The sequence below is a fragment of the Bacteroidales bacterium genome, assembly GCA_018334875.1.
Classification (GTDB): domain Bacteria; phylum Bacteroidota; class Bacteroidia; order Bacteroidales; family UBA12077; genus JAGXLC01.
Genome location: JAGXLC010000342.1, coordinates 1 through 4,347 on the forward strand (window position 1 = coordinate 1; position 4,347 = coordinate 4,347).

The 4,347-nt window shown below is 42.9% G+C and carries 4 protein-coding genes; 3 read left to right on the plus strand and 1 reads right to left on the minus strand.

Annotation, left to right across the window (positions count from 1 at the left end; translation table 11 throughout):
• Positions 1-51: 51 nt before the first annotated feature.
• Entirely contained in the window at positions 52-282 is a 231-nt protein-coding gene (locus KGY70_17730; protein MBS3777043.1) for a hypothetical protein, read from the minus strand.
• Positions 283-569: 287 nt separating this feature from the next.
• Between KGY70_17730 and KGY70_17735 the strand changes: the two genes are divergently transcribed.
• The 3 genes from KGY70_17735 (at position 570) to fucU (ending at position 3,987) form a co-directional block, all read left to right on the plus strand.
• Positions 570-2,066 (plus strand): alpha-L-fucosidase, encoded by a 1,497-nt coding sequence (locus KGY70_17735; GenBank protein ID MBS3777044.1) that lies wholly within the window; start codon positions 570-572, stop codon positions 2,064-2,066.
• A gap of 69 nt (positions 2,067-2,135) precedes the next feature.
• Positions 2,136-3,506 (plus strand): alpha-L-fucosidase, encoded by a 1,371-nt coding sequence (locus KGY70_17740; GenBank protein MBS3777045.1) that lies wholly within the window; start codon positions 2,136-2,138, stop codon positions 3,504-3,506.
• Between the two features lie 52 nt (positions 3,507-3,558).
• Positions 3,559-3,987 carry an L-fucose mutarotase gene (fucU, locus tag KGY70_17745; GenBank protein ID MBS3777046.1) on the plus strand — a complete coding sequence of 143 codons (429 nt, stop codon included), beginning with the start codon at positions 3,559-3,561 and terminating at the stop codon, positions 3,985-3,987.
• The last annotated feature ends 360 nt before the right edge of the window (positions 3,988-4,347 follow it).

The following is a 4,347-nucleotide window of genomic DNA, read 5'->3' on the forward strand; positions in this document are numbered from 1 at the left end:
TTTGAAGATGACCGCCGGTCTTTCAATGATATTCAAGAAGAAGCTAACTTACTATTCTTTTTTAAGTTTTGCAACCCAACCTCCGCCGGGTGCCATATGAATACTCAGATCCTCAGAAGCATTTACTTGATTTCCCCTAAAATATACCGAATATTGGGTTTCATCATTTACCGATATCTCCACCTTTATTCTTCCGTCGGGAGAGGAAAGCTCATAATTCTGGGAAAAACCGCTTAAGGATATCAGCATCATTAAAAAAGGGACAAGCAGGATTCGTTGCATAATAGACATGATTTTATGAGACAATTTTCAAAGATAAAAATAATTGAAAAAGATCATGACCTTTATATCATTATGCCTCATAAATTTTGCTTGCTAATTTGGACAAGCCAAAACGGAAACACATTAAATTCCTTGAAAGCTTCCTGTTTGGTTTTGGCTTGTCTAAATTAGGGTTAGTTTATGAAGCTTAGTATGGAATAAAGGTAAAAAAATTTGAAAAAGTAATTTGCTTTACTTATTTTCGCTATGAAATAAAGTTCCTTTATAACCCTTAAAATTCCAGAGCCATGAGATATCCAAACCTCATCACACGTGTTCTTTTTTTATTTACGCTTACCGGAATCCTTAGCCTTTTTATTTCGGGCAGCTTATCTGCACAACACAAAACTAAGGCTTACCAGCCCAAATGGGAGTCGCTGATACAGCACCCCACTCCAAAGTGGTTTCGCGATGCAAAATTCGGAATCTATTTTCATTGGGGCGTCTATTCGGTTCCGGCTTACGGAAATGAATGGTATCCCCGGAACATGTACCGGGAGGGAACCGATATATTTGAGCATCACAAGCAAACTTACGGGCCGCAGGATAAATTTGGCTATAAGGATTTCATCCCCATGTTTACAGCCGAACATTTCGACCCAGAGGAATGGGTGAAACTGTTTAAAAAAGCGGGAGCCAAATATGTAGGACCGGTGGCTGAGCACCACGATGGTTTTGCCATGTGGGACAGCAAGCTCACCGACTGGGATGCTGCCGACATGGGCCCACAGCGGGATATCACCGGCGAGCTGGCCAAAGCAGCCCGGAAAGAAGGGCTAAAATTTCTCACCTCCTTCCACCATGCTTTCAACTGGAAATATTATGAGCCGGCATTTGAGTATGATGCCAAGGACCCCAAATATGCAGGCCTATATAGCACACCGCATGCCCCGGGCACACCGGAATCCAAAGAATTTCTGGAAGACTGGCTGGGAAAGATCACTGAGGTTATAGACAATTATCAACCCGATTATATCTGGTTCGATTTCGGCTGGCAGGAACCGACTTTTGAGCCTTATAAAAGACAATTCCTCTCTTATTATTACAACAAGGGAGAAGAATGGGGCAAGAATGTGGTTGTAACTTACAAACACGATCATCTGCCGGAAGCCTCTGCCGTACTTGACCTGGAAAGAGGACGGCTCGACAGCCTTCGGAAAAGGCCATGGAATACAGATACTTCCATCGATAGAAACTCCTGGTGTTATATCGAAAACCCCGATTACAAATCCACCAATACATTGATTGATAACCTTATTGACCGGGTGAGCAAAAACGGGAACACCTTGCTGAATATCGCTCCCCGTCCGGACGGAACCATACCTGAACCTCAAAAAGAAAGACTATTGGCCATGGGCGAATGGTTTGATGTAAATGGTGAAGCCATCTATGGCACCCGTTACTGGAAAAAATACGGTGAGGGTCCTACTCAGATAGAAGGAGGCAATTTCATAGATGGGGAAAAAGTGGAATATACCGCTAAAGACATCCGCTTTACGGTAAAGGACGATGTGCTTTATGCCATAACCCTTGCATGGCCCGAGGATGAACTCACCATCAAAAGCCTGAAGGGTCTGAATCCCAACAAGATCGAATCTATAACCATGCTGGGTGACGGTGACGAGCTGGACTGGGAGATGACCGAAGATGGGCTGATGGTTGAACCGCCCGGAAATAAACCTTGCGAACACGCCTATTCATTTAAGATCAATTATAGCGAAAGATTCTTAATACCTCATATGTAATTTGACACAATTGTGAATCAAAAAGATTGTCGATTATGTAAATTTTTTAACTCATTTAAATAAAAATCAATGAAAAAAATCCTGCTTGTAATTCTGTTGGCTCTGTTTCTAGGGCAAACAGCAAATGCCCAGAAGAAGATCTGGGACGAAACCGAAGCTGAAAAAGCTGAACGTCTATCTTGGTGGAGAGAAGCCCGTTTTGGCATGTTCATTCACTGGGGCCTTTATGCCCAGGCAGCCCGCCATGAGTGGGTAAAAAAACGTGAGCGGATCCCGGATGAAGAATATAAGAAATATTTCGAAATTTTTAATCCCGATCTGTTCAATCCGAGAGAATGGGCAAAAAAGGCAAAAGCCGCCGGAATGAAGTATGCCGTGATCACCAGCAAACACCATGAAGGATTTTGCATGTTTGACTCGGATTATACCGATTACGACGTAATGAACACCCCATACGAAAAGGATATAATTAAGGAATGGGTAGAGGCTTTCCGGGCAGAAGGGCTTGGTATTGGCTTTTACTATTCATTGATTGACTGGCACCACCCGGAATATACTATCGATCGGGTGCATCCACAAAGCGCAAGCACGGAGGAAGAATACAATGAACTGAATAAAGACCGGGATATGAGCATCTATCGTGAATATCTGAAAAATCAGGTTCGTGAAATTCTTACCAATTATGGGAAAATTGATATTATGTGGCTCGACTACTCTTTCCCGGGAAAGTTTGGAAAGGACCGGAATGACTGGGGTTCAGCAGAACTAATGAAAATGGTCCGCCGGCTTCAACCTGAAATTATTGTGAACGACCGGGCCGACCTGAAGGATTATTGGGGAGGATGGGATTTTACAACCCCTGAACAGTTTAAGGTGGAAAGCTGGCCGGAAATTGACGGGGAAAAGATCCCATGGGAAACCTGTCAGACCTTCTCCGGTTCCTGGGGCTATTATAGAGACGAACATACCTGGAAAGACAAAAAGCAACTTCTTGTATTGCTCATCGAATCAGTCAGCAAAGGCGGCAACCTGTTATTAAACGTAGGACCAACGGCCAGGGGAACTTTCGATCACAGGGCCGACAATGCCCTCAGTGAAATGGGAGATTGGATGAAATACAACAGTCGCTCGATTTATGGTTGTACCCAGGCACCTGAGGAGTTTGAGGCTCCTGACAATACTTTATTAACGTACAATCCTGATAAAAACCGGCTTTATATTCACTTGCTCGATTATCCATTGAAAAACTTTTTACTGGAGGATTACAAAGACAAAATCAAATATGCCCAGTTCCTGCACGATGCATCTGAACTGCAAATGTCGGAACCTTACGGTCACTGGATACAACAGGAAACCGGGGAAAATGATGTAAACCTTATATTGCCGGTGAATAAACCCAATGTAGAAATCCCGGTAATAGAAGTATTCCTGAAGGAATAAAAGAAAGGACCACGCAAGATATTATTTTAGCAATCTCAAAAACAATGATTTTATGTTAAAAGGAATTTCACCGTTAATCAGTCCAGAGTTATTGAAAACCCTCTCCAGAATGGGGCATGGCGATGAGATCGTTCTTGCCGATGCCCATTTTCCGGGCGAATCGATCAACTCCAAGGTCATTAGGGCCGACGGGCTCAAAATACCCGATCTGTTGGAAGGAATGCTCCCCCTTTTCGAACTGGATACTTTCGTAGAGCATCCCCTGGTGATGATGGATGCTGTAGAAGGTGACCAGCTTGATCCCAAAGTAGAGGAGCGTTACCTGGAACGCATACACAAAACCAATCCGAATGTGCCTCCAATAGAACGTATCGAGCGGTTTGCCTTTTATGAAAGGGCGGAAAAAGCATTTGCCGTTGTGATGACAGGGGAGACCGTGAAGTATGGGAATATTCTGCTGGTGAAAGGAGTCACTACATAGTTGGCAATTGGCAAAAAGCAGTTGGCAAAAGAACTGCCGATTCAGTTGGCCATGTTAATCGATTTGGTTGTTTGACAAAGAGTTTGAATGTTTGATTGTTTGACAGGAGATTGGTTAGTAGGCAGCAATCAGTATGCAGTAAGTATGGACGTGCCAAATACCAAATGAAGTTAGTTATAGTAGATTGAAATTCAGTATAAAGTAAAAAATAAATAGAAATATTTGTATTCGTTTAATCCTAAAATCAAAACTATGACAAGCACGAGCAGTAAACCCATTGTACCGAAAGATCTCATATTGCCTTTTATTTTATTAACCACTTGTTTTGCACTCTGGGGATTTGCCAATGATCTGACCAAC

Coding starts and splice junctions, on each gene's coding strand:
- KGY70_17730 (MBS3777043.1), bottom strand. CDS start 282: ATGCAACGAATCCTGCTTGTCCCTTTTTTAATGATGCTGATATCCTTA.
- KGY70_17735 (MBS3777044.1), top strand. CDS start 570: ATGAGATATCCAAACCTCATCACACGTGTTCTTTTTTTATTTACGCTT.
- KGY70_17740 (MBS3777045.1), top strand. CDS start 2,136: ATGAAAAAAATCCTGCTTGTAATTCTGTTGGCTCTGTTTCTAGGGCAA.
- fucU (MBS3777046.1), top strand. CDS start 3,559: ATGTTAAAAGGAATTTCACCGTTAATCAGTCCAGAGTTATTGAAAACC.